General features: G+C 67.9%; 11 protein-coding genes. 3 read left to right on the top strand and 8 right to left on the bottom strand.

The window, feature by feature from the left end; all coding sequences use genetic code 11:
* Positions 1 to 11: 11 nt before the first annotated feature.
* Both ACIHAO_RS11380 and ACIHAO_RS11385 read left to right on the top strand, forming a co-directional pair.
* A complete protein-coding gene (locus tag ACIHAO_RS11380) occupies positions 12 to 1,175 on the top strand; it encodes a hypothetical protein (protein ID WP_396556848.1) in 1,164 nt (387 codons plus the stop codon).
* Positions 1,176 to 1,184: 9 nt separating this feature from the next.
* Complete coding sequence (locus ACIHAO_RS11385; RefSeq protein ID WP_396556850.1) at positions 1,185 to 2,621, top strand: hypothetical protein; 1,437 nt, start codon at positions 1,185 to 1,187, stop codon at positions 2,619 to 2,621.
* A 4-nt stretch (positions 2,622 to 2,625) separates the two neighbouring features.
* On the opposite strand, the gene ACIHAO_RS11390 is transcribed toward ACIHAO_RS11385, so the two are convergent.
* The 6 genes from ACIHAO_RS11390 to ACIHAO_RS11415 form a co-directional block, all read right to left on the bottom strand.
* Positions 2,626 to 3,126, bottom strand: coding sequence for a GNAT family N-acetyltransferase (locus tag ACIHAO_RS11390; RefSeq protein ID WP_396556852.1), 501 nt, complete (start codon positions 3,124 to 3,126; stop codon positions 2,626 to 2,628).
* A 135-nt stretch (positions 3,127 to 3,261) separates the two neighbouring features.
* Positions 3,262 to 3,753: an MmpS family transport accessory protein gene (locus ACIHAO_RS11395; RefSeq protein WP_396556854.1), complete on the bottom strand. Its 492-nt coding sequence runs from the start codon at positions 3,751 to 3,753 to the stop codon at positions 3,262 to 3,264.
* A 55-nt stretch (positions 3,754 to 3,808) separates the two neighbouring features.
* On the bottom strand, positions 3,809 to 4,042 hold the full coding sequence (locus ACIHAO_RS11400; RefSeq protein WP_396556856.1) for a hypothetical protein: 234 nt from the start codon (positions 4,040 to 4,042) through the stop codon (positions 3,809 to 3,811).
* A 26-nt stretch (positions 4,043 to 4,068) separates the two neighbouring features.
* On the bottom strand, positions 4,069 to 4,302 hold the full coding sequence (locus ACIHAO_RS11405) for a hypothetical protein (RefSeq protein ID WP_396556858.1): 234 nt from the start codon (positions 4,300 to 4,302) through the stop codon (positions 4,069 to 4,071).
* Positions 4,303 to 4,348: 46 nt separating this feature from the next.
* On the bottom strand, positions 4,349 to 6,109 hold the full coding sequence (locus ACIHAO_RS11410) for a hypothetical protein (RefSeq protein WP_396556860.1): 1,761 nt from the start codon (positions 6,107 to 6,109) through the stop codon (positions 4,349 to 4,351).
* Positions 6,110 to 6,190: 81 nt separating this feature from the next.
* Positions 6,191 to 7,990 carry a hypothetical protein gene (locus tag ACIHAO_RS11415; RefSeq protein ID WP_125789065.1) on the bottom strand — a complete coding sequence of 600 codons (1,800 nt, stop codon included), beginning with the start codon at positions 7,988 to 7,990 and terminating at the stop codon, positions 6,191 to 6,193.
* A gap of 562 nt (positions 7,991 to 8,552) precedes the next feature.
* Between ACIHAO_RS11415 and ACIHAO_RS11420 the strand changes: the two genes are divergently transcribed.
* The gene (locus tag ACIHAO_RS11420; protein WP_396556862.1) at positions 8,553 to 9,095 is read left to right on the top strand and encodes a M15 family metallopeptidase; all 543 of its coding nucleotides are present in this window, start codon (positions 8,553 to 8,555) and stop codon (positions 9,093 to 9,095) included.
* A 98-nt stretch (positions 9,096 to 9,193) separates the two neighbouring features.
* On the opposite strand, the gene ACIHAO_RS11425 is transcribed toward ACIHAO_RS11420, so the two are convergent.
* Positions 9,194 to 10,810, bottom strand: coding sequence for a hypothetical protein (locus ACIHAO_RS11425; protein WP_396556864.1), 1,617 nt, complete (start codon positions 10,808 to 10,810; stop codon positions 9,194 to 9,196).
* Positions 10,811 to 11,121: 311 nt separating this feature from the next.
* Positions 11,122 to 15,033, bottom strand: a complete 3,912-nt coding sequence (locus ACIHAO_RS11430) for a DNA-directed RNA polymerase subunit beta' (RefSeq protein WP_396556866.1) — start codon at positions 15,031 to 15,033, stop codon at positions 11,122 to 11,124.
* Positions 15,034 to 15,050: the final 17 nt, after the last annotated feature.

Genomic DNA, 15,050 nt, shown 5'->3' on the forward strand with positions numbered 1-15,050 from the left:
TGGGGGACGGCATGACCGACGAGAAGGCGAGTATCGCCGGCGGCGTCAAGATCACGGGTGACGACAGCTTCGGCAAGAACGCGCTCGACGCGGCGAAGAAGGTGCCGATCGCGGGCAAGGGCGTCACCACCGTCGCCAACGCCTACGAGAAGTTCGGCGCCGCGCAGGGCCCCGGCGACGTCGTGGCCGCGGGCGGGCAGCTGATCCAGGACGGCGCCGGGTTCATCGCGGGGGCGGGCGCGGACCTCGCGAGCTTCGTGCTCGACCCGGTCGGCTGGCTGGTCAGCAACGGCCTGAACATCCTGATCGAGCTGATCCAGCCGCTGCAGGACGCGCTGCACTTCGTCACGGGCGACGGTCCGGCGCTCAAGACCGCGGCCGGCAACTTCGGCAACATCGCCAAGGGCTTCGTCACGCTGGCCGACGACTTCGTCAAGACCGGCGACGAGTCACTGAAGGACTGGGTGGGCGACGCGGGCGACGCGGCCCGGAACGCGCTCGGCGACTTCGCCGTCGGCATCAAGGGCATCGGCAACAGCGCCGGGACGGTGGCCGAGACGCTGCAGATGTGGTCGATGGTGATGACCGTCATCGAAGAGGTCGTCAAATCGATCATCTCCGAGCTGGTCACCTGGGCGATCTACATCTGGCTGCCCGCGCTGGCCGCGTCCGTCGTCAGCCTCGGCTCGTCGGTGGCCGCCGCGATGACCGCGACGATCGCCAAGGCCGCGAGCGCGATGGGCAAGATCACCAAGCACCTCGGCAAACTCGGCAAGCTGCTCGACAAGTTCATGGGCTTCCTGCTCAAGTGGACGGACGACCTGGTCAAACAGGGTTCGAAGCTGACGAAGGCGGGCAAGGTCGGGATGACCCCCGGCCAGGAGAAGGCGATCGTCGGCGCGTTCGCCAAGGACTCCGGAACCCAGCTCGGCACGTTCGGCGACGCCGCGAAGGACGTCCTCAAGAGTGTGCCGAACCAGGCGATCAAGCAGGTGGTCGGGGTCAATCCCACCGATCTGTCGAAGGGATCGGCGTACCAGGGCAAGGCGGCCTTCGACTTCGCGAACAAGGCCATCGACAACACCAGGGCCACCACGACCGGGCAGGAATACGGCCGCACCGGCGGTCGCCACAGCGAAGAGGAGACCCGCGAGAACCTCGACATGGACCAGTAGGGTCGCCCGATGGACGATCAGCTGGCCGGGCCGTGGCTCATCGCCGGTGGGTACACCCTGGCCCTGGGGCTGTTGCTGCTCGGCGGGCGCTTCGACGGCCGTCGGCCCACGGCGGCGGCCGTCAGCTACGCGCTCTGCGGGATCCTCGTCTCCGAAACGTCGCTGTACTGGCTCTCGGCGGGGTCCGGCAGCGCGGTGCCCGGCTGGCTCTGGTTCGCCTTCCCGGTGGTGATCGCGGCTTCGGCGGCGTGGCGGGGGCATCGGCAGCGGACGTGGACCGGCAGGCTCGACGGGACCGGTGAGCCGAGCTTCGGCGTGCTCCCCCAGCGCGGGATCGCCGTCACCCACGCCTCTCCCGAGTCGGTGGCGACGGCCGTCGAATTCGAGCACAACGGGCATCGGCTGCTCGGCGTCGAGTACGGGCTCGGCGGCTCGGCGGACTTCCCGGACCTCGCCAGGACAGCTGACCTGATCGATGGGACATACGCCCTGATCCAGCTTCGGACGCCTGAGGTGCCGTCGGTCGTCATCACCCCGGTCACGGGCGCCTTCGAGCCGGAGCGGTTCACGCCGTTGGAGGACGCGCGCATCACGCGGAACACCATCGGGGCACCGAAGCCGGACGCGCTGCTCCAGCGGTTCGAGACCGGCACGGAGTTCGACCGCCGGTTCACCGTGACGACGTCCGATCCGAAGTTCGCCGAGACACTGCTCTCCCCCGGCGTTCGCGCACTGCTGGAAAGCGACTCGTGGTTCCGGGTCCGCGAAGTCGCCTTCCACGCCGGCTCGCTGTGGACCTCCGAAGCCGGGACGCTGACCGAAGAGATGATGTTCGCCGACTCCCGGCGGCTGGCCATACTGGCGTCCACAGTGGACTGGGAAGACGCGGATTTCCGCGCTGTCACAGCGGCTTCCGACACCAGCGACGCCGGATGGCTCGGCGGACGGCGAGGCCCGCTCGCCGGGCTCCGCGGCCCGCTCAACCGGCGCCGGGAGGCGGCGGGCCGTCAGCCGCTGTCGTCGCTTTCACTGGTGGCGCGCACGGTCGTCGCGCTCGCGCTGGTGCTGCCGGGGCTGGCTCTCGCGGTGAATTCGCTGACCGCGCTGACCGGGCTCGCCCCCGAGGCGCGGCTCACCGTGACCGCGACCCTGCGCGCGGAGGCGGGCACGTCGAACTGCACCAGCTGCGGCAACGGCAACCTCGTGGACGGCACCTACGAACTCGACGGCGAGACGCACGAGGTCAAGGACCTGCGATGGATGTCGTTCGGGACGTTCCCGGAGCGGGGTGACGTCGTCGACATCGCCGTGACCCCGCTGTGGTGGCATCCGCTGATCGAAGGCAAGGACACCGGCGTCATCCTGCTGCTGATCGGACTGGCCCCCGTCCTCGCCGGTGCCCTCCTCGGCAAGGCGACCTTCACCCCGCGGCCGCGTCGCCTTTAGCGGGCTAAACGCGATCCGGCACCGTCTGGGCCAGGGACTTCGCGAAGTAGTGATGTGCGAAAGGCTCGTTGTTGAAGGGCTCGACCGTCTCGTAGCCGAGGCGGGCGTACAGGGCCCTCGCCTCGACGAGGTCGTCGCGCGTGTCGAGGCGGATGGTCTTGGCGCCGAGTCCCCTGGCGACGTCCTCGGCGGCGGCCACGAGCAGCGCCGCGCCGCCCTTGCCGCGTTCGGACTTCCGCAGGAAGACGCGGGTGAGCTCGGTGATGTCCGGCGCGGCGACCCGCAGCCCCGCGCAACCGGCGAGCACCCCGTCGCGCCAAGCCAGCAGGAAGGCGCCGGTCGGCGGGATCAGGTTCCGGCTGTGGTGCTCCTCGAGCAGGGCGTCGAGCTCCTCCTCGGTGACCTGGCGCCCGTTGTAGCGGGACGCGATCTCGTCGAGGTACTCACGCAGCAGCTGGGCGGCGTCCGGGTGATCGACGGGGGTGACTTCGAAGCTCCAGGTCATGGCTACATTCTGCCTACCCCGGCCAGCGAATTTCGCGCGCCACCGGATCGCGATTAGGGGGCTAAAGTCGACACGGGGGCCGGAGAGCGCGCCCGGACCCGGATCGCGATCAGGGGGCTAAAGTCGACACGGTGGTCAGGAGGGGGCGAGGCGGCCGGCGCAGGTCGCGACCTCGCCGGGAGCGGACTTCTCCGACGTGACCACGGCACCGCCGACGGCCACCCGGCATTCGACCGCGCCCTCGCCCTGCCCCATCAGCTGGACGGTCGGCGGGGTGCCGGTGTTCTTCCAGGTGAGCTCCTTGCGCCACGGCAGCGTCACCTGCGTCTCCTGATGCACGAGCCCCAGCCCGTTCGAGTCGTAGACCACGGTCGCGGTCCCCGTCCCGGCGAGCTCGTAGGCGATCCGCCAGTCGTTCGACACCGGCCGCGGCTGTGACTGGCTGAGCGTCCGCGTGATCGTGCGGTCCGGCTCCCGCGACGGTGCGGCGCCGGTCGGCTCGCCGACGACGGCCACGGTCTCGGCCTGCGGCTCTTCACCACCGTTGAGCAGCACCACACAGGTCGAGAGCGCGGCCACCACGATCCCCGCGATGGCGATGCGCCCGATCAGTTGTCTGTCGGCCATCGGTTCTCCTCACCGAAAGCGGCGGCGCGGCCCGCGAGCCGCGCCGCCGCGGAAGTCAGGACGGCAGCAGCCGGCCGGGGACACCGTTGAGGGACTGGACGAGGCCGAGCACCGGGACGCCGAGCGGCGCGAACGTCCAGATGTTGTGGAGGTCGCTCGTGTCGGGTTCGTCGACGACCACGACATCGTTCGGGGCGTCCTGCGCGGCGAGCGCCGGAGCGGCCGAGCCGAGCACGACGAGACCGGCGAGCGCGGCACCGGTGACCGCGCGGACGAAGGTCTTCTTCATGAGATTCTCCTTTGCTGGTAACGGTTTTACGAAATCGGCGTGATGATCCCGTAGATTGGGGCGAGGATGTCGGTCGGCACGGGGGCGGTCGGGCCGAGCAGTCCGCCGAGGTCGACGCCGGGGATCAGCCAGAGCGCCGGGCCGCCGCCACCGGTCGGCAGTCCCGGCAGCGGGCCGGCCGAGGCGGCCCCGCCGGCGAGTCCGGACAGCGCGCCCGCGATGGCGAGCGGCAGCAGCACACGGGCCGCGATTCGCTTCATCTCTTCTCCCTTTTCCTTTCACCGCTGCTGGATCGAGCGGAATCCTTCACCGCAGAACCGAGCTGACCGGCACGATCGTGCCGTCGGGGATCCACTGCCCCGCGTAGTTCCGGTCGGCGATCATCCCGACGGCGTGCGGTTCGCCCGGGTACATCGGCATGGCGTTGACCTGTGCGGCCGCGAAGATCTGGACGTCGCCGTTCATCGACCTCCACTGGTCGCCGAGCCAGTTCCGGAAGCCGCCGAGCGTGGGGCTTTCGCCGCCGAAGGCGTTGCTCGCGGCGACAGCGAAGCTCACGGCGACCTGTTCGCGCGGGTCGAACCTCAGCGGCAGCGAGGAACTCGCGACGGAGTTGACGATCGGCCCGTTGAGCAGCCAGGGCGCCAGGTACAGGCCGTACTGGTGGGTCGGCTTGAGCCGCTGGGACTCGGCCGCGCGGGTCATCGCCGTGTAGCCGCCCGCCCAGCCGGACACGACGACCAGCGCGGTGTTCGCGCCCGCCTCGGCCTGCACCGCGAGTCCGGAGCGCGCCGCGGTCTCGCGGACCAGTTTCGCGGCGGCCACACTGCGCGGGGAGGTGTCCTCGACAAGGGTGAGCGCGGAAGGCTTGCGTTCGGCGAGGAACTCGACGAGTTTGACGAGAGAACCGCTGTCCTCACTCGAAAGCGCGTCGGCGGGGCAGGAGGTGAGAACGTCGCGGCGGTCGGCGATCAGGCCGCCCAGCGCGGCCGAAGCACACTCGGGCGCGTCCGTGTCGGCGATGGGGTGCCCCTGTTCGTCGCCCGCGTCGACCTCGATGGTCGTCTTCTCCCCGCCACGGCTGATGATCAGGTCGCTGCGGCCCTTCGGCAGGTCGATCTCGGCCCAGGTGCCTTCGGCTCCGGGGCGCACGATGGCCTTGCCGATCAGGCCGCCTTCGATCCCGGCGGACAGGTCTTCTCCCGCGCTGGTGGGAAAGTGGACGAGGTTCTTGCCGGGCCGCTGCGGGCTCACGAGTACCGGGAACCGCTGGTCGCCGATGGCGGCGTCCGCGAGCAGCGCGACACCGGGAATCGGCGATTCGGGCGGCTTGGGAATGGCCGCGAGGGCGCTCCAGGCAAGGAAACCGACGGCCACGGCGGCCGCGCCGAACCGGTAAGCCCGCGTCGAATCGGTTCCTGTGAAGAAGAATCCCGCGGCCACGGTGGCGACGAGCGGCAGCAAAGCGATCACGAGCAGCGTGAGGCCGAAGAGCGTGCCGTAGATCCGGCGGTCGAACCCCAGACCGGAGGAGAACAGCTGGACCGCGCCCGCGACGACGAGCAGTCCGCCCAGGGTCAGCGAAAGCGGGCCGAGCCGGAAGTTCGTCTGACGCCACTGCCCGGCGGGCACCCAGACGGACAGAACGGTGACGCCGAACCACAGGGCAGCCGCGGCGACGTAGACGGTGTCGATGGCGAATTCGACGCCCGTCCGCCCGAGCGAGGTTTCGAGCACCACCAGCGCGGCGAGCGCGAGGGAGGCCCAGCGGCCTGCCGACGGCCATCGGATCAGGACGGGAATCGCCAGCGCGAGCACGAGATGCACGATCAGCGCGATGACGTTGACGTCGGTCGCGAAGGCGGAGATCGCGGCCAGCGCGGCGGAAACCCCGCCCAGTCCGGCGATGGTGAGGTGGAGGCGCCGGGGCAGCTCGCCCACGAGCGGGCGAAGGATTCCCGTGCCGGCGAGGAAAGCGGTCGCCAGCAGGAGGCCGAGCCGAAGCACGACCAGCGCGATGTCGACTCCGGCCGAACCCGAGCTCGCCGGTATGACGTGGTGATCCATGGGGGCCTTCTCCGAGCAGATCGGCGGAGCCGTGGGTGGCGGGGTGCGCCCGCCACCCACGGCCTTCCGCGCCGAACAGGGTTACTTGAGATCCGCGTCCGCCACGACGAACAGTTCGGAGTGCGGTTTGGCGTTGCCGAAGGACCCGTGCGGCCAGGTCTTTCGGTTGAAGTTGATCCCGACCTGTCCGGTGAACTCGTCCCGGAAGTTCTGGTCGACGCCGACCTTCCCGTCTTCGCCGAGGTTCAACAGGTTGACCTTGTGGTCACCGTCCAAACCGGACCGTGCGACGAAGTAGTTCGACACCGCGAGATGCCGCGGCTTGTCGGTTTCGTGGTAGTACCCGTCTTCGCCGAGCACGAAGTTGTCGTACGCGCCCCAGTGCGGGCCACCGCCGGACGTGCCAGGGTTGATCGGCGCCGCGCCGACGACGGTCGGCAGGTCGCCGCCACCGCCCTGCTGTGACTTCTCCTTCGTGTCGATCCGGCCCTTGATGTTCTCGACCTTGTCGCCCGCGGCGACGAGTTTCCTGATGTCGAGGACGTAGACGCCGCCGGTGGTGCCGGGGTCGTCGGGACCGAGCGCGCCCTTCTGACGGCCGGTGATCGCGCGGTAGAGGTACTTGTCGTCGGGGCTGGTCTGGATCCAGCCACCGTTCGAGCCGCCACCGTTGGAGTCGTTGTTCGGGTGGATCGCCTTGTTCGCCGCGCCGTCGTCGAACACCTGGATCCAGTGCGGCTCCTTGGCGGTGATGTCCGGCGTGTAGAACACCGCGCCGCCCTGCATGGTCTGGGCGAACGCGCCCTTGTGACCGGGCAGGTTCGTCACCGTGGTCTCCATGACCGCGCGGCTTTCGGCGTGCAACGGGTCCGCGGGATCGGCGCGAGGGCCGTCCGGCAGATACGAGACCGCCTTGAGCTTCGGCTTGTTGCGGTCGGAGATGTCCCAGGTGCGAACGGTCGGCCGCCGCAGATACGGCGACGGCTGCTTCACCGGGTCGAGGATGATGTTGCGCGGCTCGGCATAGTCACTGGTGACCAAGGTGTCGAGGTCCTCACGGGCCTGGATGCCGTGCGGGTTGGCGCAGGTCGGCTTGTCCAGCTGCGGGAGGTTGTCGCACAGCTTCTTGTTGTCGCCCTGCGGGGTGGCCGCGGGGGACTCGGAAAGCACCTGCGCGTTCTGGTCGAAGCGGACGACCTCGCCGGGGCTGCCGGCGAAACCGTTGCCCACCACCGTGGAACCGTTGGCGTAGGTGTGCGGGCCGGGAACGACCGGGCCACCCATGTACGTGCCGTACGCGGTGCCGTCCTTGAGCACCCAGTACGCGTCGGGCACGGAACCGCCGAGGGTCTGGGTCGGGAGGCTGACGCCCTTGAGCTTCAGTTGCGGCAACGCGGAGACGTCGAAGGCATACGTCGCGGCGGCGAACAGCGCACCGGCGTAGATCGTGTCTCCCTTGTGCCACACGTATTGCATGTGGTGCGGCTCGTTCTCGACGAGCGGTCCGACGGTGGCGGTGTTGACGACCTTGCCGTAGGTCGGCGAACCCTGCGTCGCGTCGATCACGGCGAGGAAGTCCGGACCGGGCAACGCGTTCTTGATCTTGTTCAGGCCCCCGCCGAGCGAACCCGGCAGGTTCTTGACGTCCTTGACCAGGGTGTCGGCGATGTTCTCGTCACCAGCCCAGACCAGCAGCCACTTCTTGCGCTTGCCGTCCGCACTCCGGGACGCCGCGATGTCCTTGGACACCAGGTGGTTCTGGACCCAGTACTCCTTGCCGTCGGCCGCCTTCTTCGCGTCCTTGACGACCTGGACGTCGGCGTAGGCACTGGTCGTGGAGCCGGTGTAGGTCACCGTGCCCACGGCCAGGGCCGCCGCCATGGCGCCGATCACCACTTTTCGCCACTTTGGCGAGTTGGATAGCATTCTTTCTCCCTGTTTTCGCTACCGAAGCGCCGGACATTCGGCACATCTCTCCCCTATTCCGCGCAGGCGGCACCGGCGCGAATCAAAGGGAAAGCAATCAACCGCAGGCTCACACAGGGAACCGTTGCGGCACAGTGGAAAGCGTCAGCGCACGAGGAACGGACGCATCCGTGTCGGATACGCTGATTCAGTACGGCGCGACAAACCCGGAATAGGTCAGGAATCCATACACAGCGCGCTTGCCTGCTGCCGCAGATCAACGTGCCGGCGCCACACCAAGGCGACTGGGGATTGCATGGGCGAAATACTCGTGTGAAGCCGTCAGAGTGTCAATCTCGTGATCAAAGAATGGGACACGCCACGGCCGAGTGAATTTCCCACGATGCGGATGGACCATTGGGCCGAACGGGTGGCGGTTTTCCGAGCACTGGGAATTAGGCCACCTGGCGGTACTACGGCAGGTCACAACGGACCAGTAACCCGAATCCGGCGACCACTGTCTCGTTACGTTTTCGTTATGCAATCCCGGGAACTCTGGCCACGCTGGCGCGGGAGGACAGGGCCATGCCGAAGACGTTCAGACGGACAGCACGACTTCGTCGGCCGGAAGATCGACGGATACGTGCAGCCGCTGTGCCTCCTGACCAGGCAGGCCGCTGAGGGATTGCGGGTGGCCCAGCGGCGACTGCTGCGGCAGGGCTACACGCTCAAGGTGTACGACTGCTACCGGCCGCAGCGCGCCGTCGACCACTTCGGCCGATGGGCCAAGAACCTCTCGGACGAGAAGATGAAGGCGGAGTACATCGCGGAGAGGTCCGGGCACAGCCGCGGGAGCACGGTGGACCTGACGCTCGTTGACCTGCCGCCCCGGCCGCAGTTCCCCTATCGACCGGGCGAGACGCTCGTGCCCTGCTTCGCGCCGGACCGGTTCCCGGACACCTACTTCGACTTCCCCGTCTCCCGATCCTCGCTGACTGCGCTTCCGCCCTGCCGGATCGCGATTAGGGGGCTAAACGCAAGTCGCCCTCGCCGCGGCGCCGGAGCGCGTTTTGCCCGCTGAACGCAAGTCCCGCCGGGTCGCGTTTAGCGGGCTAAACGCGATCCGGCGGGACCGGGCGCGGGCAGGTGGCAGATCGCGATTAGCGGGCTAAACGCACGTCAGTCGGCCTGGCGGCGACGGCGGCGGGAGGTGAAGACCAGACCCGCGCCGAGTACCAGGGTGGCCAGGGCGAGTGCGCCGAGGCCGAGTACGTCGGCACCGGTGCTGGCCAGACCCGTTCCACCGCCGGAACCCTGCTGACCCGGTGTGCCGGGAGCGGGCGTGGTGGTCCCGGAAGCGTCACAGCCAGGACGCCGGGTCGGCATGGTGAGCGGCGGTTCCTCGCCCTTCTCCGCTACGACGTGCAGGCGGGAAGGGTTGTCCGCCGGGCCGACGACGTAGATCGAGACCGGGTTGTCGTACTTGATCCGCCAACCCTTCGGGGGCGCGTAGAACAGGCGGTACTTCGGCCCCGGCACCACGTTGGCGATCTTGAAGTGCCCCTCCGCGTCGGTCGTCGTCTCGGCGATGGTCGGACAGTCACCGTCGGAGGTGAGTACGAGCTTGACGCCGGCGAGGCCCTCCAGAGGCTTGCCCGGTTCGGCGTTGCGGACCACCTGGCCCGCGAGGGTGGCGATCCCGCCCGGCACCGCGGCTTCGTCGTTCGCGACCGGGTTGCCGTCGATGCCGACGTCGGCGAAGCCGAAGTCGCAACCCACCGCGACCCGGCCATGGTTCAGTGCGGCGTCCGGAACCTTCTCGGTCACGTCGAAGATGCGGGTCTGACCAGGCGTGATCGTCGCTCCACCCGCGGAGTACGAGAGCTCGCCCCAACCGGGACCGCTGCTCTTCAGGGCGAAGTCCACTCCGGCACGGTTACACCCGGCCACGATGCCGACGAGCGGAATGGAGCCGGAATTCGACAGCTTCACGGTGACATGCGCGAGCTCACCGGGTTTGTAGCTCTCCTTGGTGAAGGCCACCGTCGCTTTGAGTGCGCCGTTCAACGGCTGCACACCACGGATGGACAGGTCCTTGGTGTCCGCGCCGATCTTGATGACCTTGAACGGGAACAGCCAGCCCTTGATCGCGTCGCCGCCGCCGAGGAAATACTGGGCAGCCGGGACGTCCTCGAAATCGATCTTCCCGTCGGCGCCACTCGTGGCCTTGTACTCCTGGGAACCGATGGCGTGCCGCAACGTGAGCGGGATATCGGCCAGTTGTTCGCCGTCGTCGAGTTTGCCGTCGCCGTTCTTGTCGCCGAATACGACACCCGCCGCACGGCCGATGACCTTCGTGACGGAGACGGACTCGCCGAACGTGCCGGCGCTGACGCCGGTGTGGTCGTAGACAAAGCCCCGGACGGTCGCGGTGTCCTTGTCGAGGTCTCCGATCTGCCCGGTGACGGTCACCTCCGTGGCCTGCCCCGGCTCAAGGTTCACGCCCGGCGCGCGACCCAGCGCTCCCCAGCCCGGCTCATAGGGAATCGACAGGGCACCCGGCTCGCTGAAGAACTGGTTGACCCGAAGACCGACCGCCCGGGTTTTTCCGGTGTTCTTGACCTTGAAGGTGAATCGGACCTCTTCGTCGGTCTTGTAAGACGCTTTTTCGAAAGCGACCGTGGCATCGACTTCCGCTCGCTCAGCCTGCTGCTTCGGCGCCGCGGGCGGCGAACTCTCGGCAGGTGGCGCGCCGGGTTCAGGAGCCGGAGAAGTCGCCGGCGCTTCGGACGTCACCGGCACGCTGGAGGTCGGGGCCGGAGGCTCCGGATCAGCTCCGGCGGGCGTGGCGAATACGCCGGTCAGTGCCGCTACCGCGGCGAATGTGGCGAGAGCACGCGAGATGGATCTACCACTTGGAGATTTATTCACACAAGTCACCCCAGATTGCGAACAGGAAATGCGCAGAGCCCCCGAACCGCGTATAACCGGATCACCTTAACCGGATTCGCCTGGAGTCAGAAGTCGTTTCGAGTGACCGAGTCACCCGGAAACGGGAATGGCCCCCGCCGGATCGGCGAGGGCCATTCTCGTGGATTGCGCTTCGGTCAGCGGAAGTCGCGGCCGAAGTCGTAGTCGTCCAGCGGAACCGCGGCACCCGGGGTGGAGCCGAAGACATCCGGCGTGTAGTAGCCGTCGTCGTAGGACGGGATCGCGTAAGCGGCGACCCGCGCCTCCTCGGTCGGCTGCACCTGGATGTTGCGGTACTTGTTGATCCCGGTACCGGCCGGGATCAGCTTACCGATGATCACGTTCTCCTTGAGGCCCACGAGCTTGTCCGAACGGCCGTTGATGGCCGCGTCGGTCAGGACACGCGTGGTCTCCTGGAACGAGGCCGCCGACAGCCACGAGTCCGTGGTCAGCGAGGCCTTCGTGATCCCCATCAGCACCGGGCGACCCGAGGCGGGCTCGCCGCCTTCGGCGACCGACGCCCGGTTCTTCGCCTCGAACTTGGTCCGCTCGGGCAGCTCGCCCGGCAGGAAGTCCGTGGCACCGGAGTCGATGATCGTCACGCGGCGCAGCATCTGCCGCACGATGACCTCGATGTGCTTGTCGTGGATCGACACACCCTGCGCCCGGTACACCTTCTGGACCTCGTCCACCAGGTGCATCTGCGCCTCGCGCGGCCCCATGACCCGCAGGACCTCGTGCGGGTCCGGCGTACCTTCGAGCAGCTGCTGACCGACGTTGACGCGGTCACCGTCGCCCAGCGGGCCGTTCGGGGTGTTCGCGAGCCGCTGACGCTTGGACAACTTGTCGAAGACGATCTCTTCGCTGCCGTCGTCCGGGATCAGCGTGATCTTCCAGAACCGCTCGCTCTCTTCGATGCGCACACGGCCATCGACATCGGCGATCGGCGCCTTGCCCTTCGGGACCCGGGCCTCGAACAGCTCCTGGACACGGGGCAGACCGGTCGTGATGTCGTCACCGGCGACACCACCCTGGTGGAACGTACGCATCGTCAGCTGCGTACCCGGCTCACCGATCGACTGGGCCGCGACGATACCCACGGCCTCGCCGACGTCGACGAGCTGACCGGTCGCCATGGAACGGCCGTAGCAGGTGGCGCAGATACCGACGGCCGACTCGCAGGTCAGCACCGAACGCACCTTGACCTTGGCGATCCCGCTCGAGATGAGCTTGTCGATCGCCGGGTCACCGATGTCGTCACCGGCGTTGAGCACGACGTTGCCCTTGGCGTCGACCGCGTCGGTCGCCAGGTTCCGCGCGTACACGCTGGTCTCGACGTGCTGGTCGCGGAGGACCTTGCCGTCGCCGATGTCCTCACCGATCGGCATGTTGATGCCTCGGGTGGTGCCACAGTCGACCTCGCGGACGATGACGTCCTGCGACACGTCCACCAGACGACGGGTCAGGTAACCCGAGTCGGCGGTACGGAGCGCCGTGTCCGCCAGACCCTTACGGGCACCGTGCGTCGCGATGAAGTACTCCGCCACCGACAGGCCTTCACGGAAGTTGGCCTTGATCGGACGCGGGATGTACTCACCCTTCGGGTTCGACACCAGACCACGCATACCGGCCAGCGACCGGACCTGCGTCATGTTGCCCGCCGCGCCCGACTTCACGATCATCGCGATCGGGTTGTCGTCCGGCAGCGCCGTCTCCATGATCTTGTGGACCTCTTCGGTGGCCTGCGTCCACACCTTGACGAGCTCGTTGTTGCGCTCGGCGTGCGACAGCTGACCACGCTGGTACCGCTTCTCGACCTGGTCGGCCTTGCCTTCGTACTCGTCCAGAATGGCCTTCTTGCCGGTCGGGACGAGGACGTCGGAGATCGCGACCGTGACACCCGAACGGGTCGCCCAGTAGAAACCGGCGTCCTTCAGGCGGTCCAGGGTCTGCGCGACCTGGGTCATCGAGTAGCGCTCGGCGAGGTCGTTCACGATCGCGGCCTGACGCTTCTTCGGCATCGGCTCGTTGATGAACGGGTAGTCCGCCGGGAGCAGCTCGTTGAACAGCACGCGGCCCAGGGTGGTCTCGGCCAGCCAAGCCTTGCCCGGCTCCCAGCCCTTCTCCGCGAGCGCCGCTTCGTCGGCCTTGGCGGGCTGACGGTCGGTGATGCGGATCTTGACCGGGGCGTGCAGGCTCAGCGCCTTGCGGTCGTACGCCATGATCGCTTCGGCAGGCGAGGAGTAAGCGAAGCCCGCGCCGTCGGCCTTTTCGTTCAGGCGGGTCAGGTGGAACAGACCTGTCACCATGTCCAGACGCGGCATGGCGAGCGGGCGGCCCGACGCCGGCGAAAGGATGTTGTTCGCCGACAGCATCAGGATGCGGGCCTCGGCCTGCGCCTCCGCGGAAAGCGGGAGGTGCACGGCCATCTGGTCACCGTCGAAGTCCGCGTTGAACGCTTCACAGACCAGCGGGTGCAGCTGGATGGCCTTGCCTTCGACCAGCTGCGGCTCGAAGGCCTGGATACCGAGACGGTGCAGGGTCGGCGCACGGTTCAGCATCACCGGGTGGCCGGTGATGACCTCTTCGAGCACGTCCCACACCTGCGGCCGCGAGCGCTCCACCATCCGCTTGGCGGACTTGATGTTCTGCGCGTGGTTCAGGTCGACCAGCCGCTTCATGACGAACGGCTTGAACAGCTCGAGCGCCATGTCCTTCGGCAGACCGCACTGGTGCAGCTTCAGCTGCGGGCCGACGATGATGACCGAACGGCCCGAGTAGTCGACACGCTTGCCGAGCAGGTTCTGACGGAACCGGCCCTGCTTGCCCTTGAGCAGGTCGGACAGCGACTTCAGCGGGCGGTTACCGGGACCGGTGACCGGGCGGCCGCGGCGGCCGTTGTCGAACAGCGCGTCGACGGCCTCCTGCAGCATCCGCTTCTCGTTGTTGACGATGATCTCGGGCGCGCCGAGGTCGATCAGCCGCTTCAACCGGTTGTTCCGGTTGATGACCCGGCGGTAGAGGTCGTTCAGGTCGGAGGTGGCGAACCGGCCACCGTCGAGCTGGACCATCGGGCGCAGGTCCGGCGGGATCACCGGGACGGCGTCGAGCACCATGCCGCGCGGGTCGTTGCCGGTGGCCTGGAAGGCCGCGACGACCTTGAGCCGCTTCAGCGCGCGGAGCTTCTTCTGCCCCTTGCCGTTGCGGATGGTGTCGCGCAGGTTGTCGGCCTCGGCCGCGACGTCGAACTCGGTGGCCAGCTTCTGGATGGCCTCCGCGCCCATGCCGCCGGTGAAGTACTCGCCGTAGCGGTCGACGAGCTCGCGGTAGAGCAGCTCGTCGGCGATCAGCTGACGGACGTCGAGCTTGGTGAAGGTCGTCCAGACCTCCTCGAGACGGTCCAGCTCGCGACCGGCGCGGTCACGCAGCTGACGCATCTCGCGCTCGCCGCCTTCCTTGACCTTGCGGCGGACGTCGGACTTGGCGCCCTCCGCCTCCAGCTCGGCCAGGTCGGCTTCCAGCTTCTGCGCCCGTGCCTCGATGTCCGCGTCACGCTTGGTCTCGAGGTTCTTGCGCTCGACGCCGATCTCGTTCTCGAGGGTCGGCAGGTCGTTGTGCCGCAGCTCGGTGTTCACACCGGTGATCACGTAGGCCGCGAAGTAGATGATCTTCTCGAGGTCCTTCGGCGCCAGGTCCAGCAGGTAGCCCAGGCGGGAGGGAACACCCTTGAAGTACCAGATATGGGTGACGGGGGCGGCCAGCTCGATGTGGCCCATCCGCTCACGGCGCACCTTGGCGCGGGTGACCTCGACGCCACAGCGCTCGCAGATGATGCCCTTGAAGCGGACCCGCTTGTACTTACCGCAGTAGCACTCCCAGTCCCGGGTCGGGCCGAAGATCTTCTCGCAGAAGAGGCCGTCCTTCTCGGGCTTGAGCGTCCGGTAGTTGATGGTCTCCGGCTTCTTGACCTCACCGAAGGACCACTGACGGATGTCGTCTGCGGTCGCGAGGCCGATGCGGAGCTCATCGAAGAAGTTGACGTCCAGCACGTCTTTGCATCCCCTTG

The sequence above is a fragment of the Amycolatopsis sp. NPDC052450 genome, from assembly GCF_044547565.1.
Classification (GTDB): Bacteria; Actinomycetota; Actinomycetes; order Mycobacteriales; family Pseudonocardiaceae; genus Amycolatopsis.

Bases quoted from the DNA above. Each gene is read 5' to 3' on its own strand.
- ACIHAO_RS11380 (WP_396556848.1), top strand. From the start codon at position 12: ATGACCGACGAGAAGGCGAGTATCGCCGGCGGCGTCAAGATCACGGGT.
- ACIHAO_RS11395 (WP_396556854.1), bottom strand. From the start codon at position 3,753: ATGGCCGACAGACAACTGATCGGGCGCATCGCCATCGCGGGGATCGTG.
- ACIHAO_RS11390 (WP_396556852.1), bottom strand. From the start codon at position 3,126: ATGACCTGGAGCTTCGAAGTCACCCCCGTCGATCACCCGGACGCCGCC.
- ACIHAO_RS11415 (WP_125789065.1), bottom strand. From the start codon at position 7,990: ATGGCGGCGGCCCTGGCCGTGGGCACGGTGACCTACACCGGCTCCACG.
- ACIHAO_RS11385 (WP_396556850.1), top strand. From the start codon at position 1,185: ATGGACGATCAGCTGGCCGGGCCGTGGCTCATCGCCGGTGGGTACACC.
- ACIHAO_RS11410 (WP_396556860.1), bottom strand. From the start codon at position 6,109: ATGGATCACCACGTCATACCGGCGAGCTCGGGTTCGGCCGGAGTCGAC.
- ACIHAO_RS11400 (WP_396556856.1), bottom strand. From the start codon at position 4,042: ATGAAGAAGACCTTCGTCCGCGCGGTCACCGGTGCCGCGCTCGCCGGT.
- ACIHAO_RS11420 (WP_396556862.1), top strand. From the start codon at position 8,553: ATGCAATCCCGGGAACTCTGGCCACGCTGGCGCGGGAGGACAGGGCCA.
- ACIHAO_RS11405 (WP_396556858.1), bottom strand. From the start codon at position 4,302: ATGAAGCGAATCGCGGCCCGTGTGCTGCTGCCGCTCGCCATCGCGGGC.